A 1,770-nucleotide genomic window follows, 5' to 3' on the forward strand; every position below is an offset into this window, starting at 1 on the left:
TGGCGAGGCGTGCTGGCGGACCGGCACGGCGGCCGGCCCTACGGGTGGCCCTGGTGGCGCACCGCGACCGCCGTCGCGCTCGGCCTCGTCGCCTTCTGGGGGCTGGGCACGCTGCTCTCCTTCGCCGGCAACCGCGTCCAGATCGCCGAGATGCAGGCCGTCCTGGCCACCCTGGACCAGCCCCGGGAAGGCGACGAGCAACTGCTTGCCCTCAACGCGCTGGTCCATGAGCTCGACCGCCTCGACCAACGCGCCAGGCACGGCGTGCCCTGGTACCAGCGCTTCGGCCTGAGCCAGAACGACGGCCTGCTCGCCGCGCTCTGGCCCCGCTACGAGGCGGCCAACAACCGGCTGGTCCGCGACCCGGCAGCGGCCGGCTTCGAGCGCCAGCTGCGCGGGCTGCTCGGCCTGGCGCCGGGCAGCGCCGAGCGCGCCACCCGGGCCCGGGAGGCCTACGAGCCGCTCAAGGCCTACCTGATGATGGCCCGGCCGGAGAATGTCGATGCGTCATTCCTCGGCAAGGCGCTGGCGGCCACCGAGCCTGCCCGCATGGGCATCGGCGAGGGCACATGGCAGGGCATCGCGCCGAACCTCTGGCGCTTCTACGCCGCGCAGCTGGAGGCGCACCCCGGTTGGCGCATCACCACCGACCCGGCCCTGGTCGCCCGGGCCCGCCAGCTGCTGATCAGCCAGCTCGGCCAGCGCAACGGCGAGGCGGCCCTCTACCGGCAGGTGCTCGACGCCGTCGCCAACCAGTACCCGGCCATGGGGCTGCAGCAGATGGTCGGCGATACCGACGCCCAGCCGCTGTTCTCCACCGCCGCCGAGGTGCCGGGTGTATTCACCCGCCAGGCCTGGGAAGGCGGGGTACGCAAGGCCATCGACGAGATCGCCGCCGCGCGCCGCGAGGAGATCGACTGGGTACTCAGCGATGACCGCAGCCAGATCGACGCCGCGCTGACCCCCGAGGCCCTGCGCGAAAGCCTGACCGCACGCTACTTCCAGGACTACGGCCGGGCCTGGCTGGACATGCTCAACAGCCTGCGCTGGCAGGAGGCCGGCAGCCTCGCCGATGTGGTCGACCAGCTCACCCTGATGACCGATGTGCGCCAGTCGCCGTTCATCGCGCTGGTCAATACCCTGTCCTACCAGGGGCGTGCCGGCACCCGTGGCCAGGCCCTGGGCGAGTCGCTGCTGCAGTCCGCGCAGAACCTCATGGGGCCGGACAAGGCCCCGGCCATCGAGCCGTTGGCGGCGCTGCCGAAAGGGCCGCTGGAAGAACGCTTCGGCCCGCTGCTGGCGTTGCTCGGCAAGGGCGCCGAGCCCTCGCGCAACGACGACAACCTCAGCCTGCACGCCTTCCTCACCCGCGTGACCCGGGTGCGCCTGACGCTGCAGCAGGTGAGCGCCGCCCAGGACCCCCAGGCGATGATCCAGGCCCTGGCGCAAACCGTGCTCCAGGGGCGCAGCGTCGACCTCACCGACACCCAGTCCTATGGCAGCCTGATCGCCGCCAGCCTCGGCAGCGAATGGGCCGGCTTTGGCCGGGCACTGTTCGTCCAGCCGCTGGACCAGGCCTGGCAGCGCATCCTGCAACCCTCCGCTGCCGGGCTCAATGACCACTGGCAGCGCGCCATCGTCGGGCCCTGGAACAGCGCCTTCGCCGGCCGCTACCCCTTCGCCGCGAGCGCCAGCGACGCATCGCTGCCCATGCTCGGGCAGATGATCCGCGCCGACAGCGGGCACATCGACCGCTTCCTCACCCGCCAG

Annotated in this window: 1 protein-coding gene; it reads left to right on the forward strand. The window is 72.2% G+C overall.

Features of this window, described 5'->3' with window-relative positions; translation table 11 throughout:
- The coding region (locus tag ACYJSS_RS30645; protein ID WP_459481268.1) for an ImcF-related family protein at window positions 1–1,770 on the forward strand (1,770 nt) is incomplete at both ends.

The organism is Pseudomonas sp. No.21 (genome assembly GCF_054558415.1).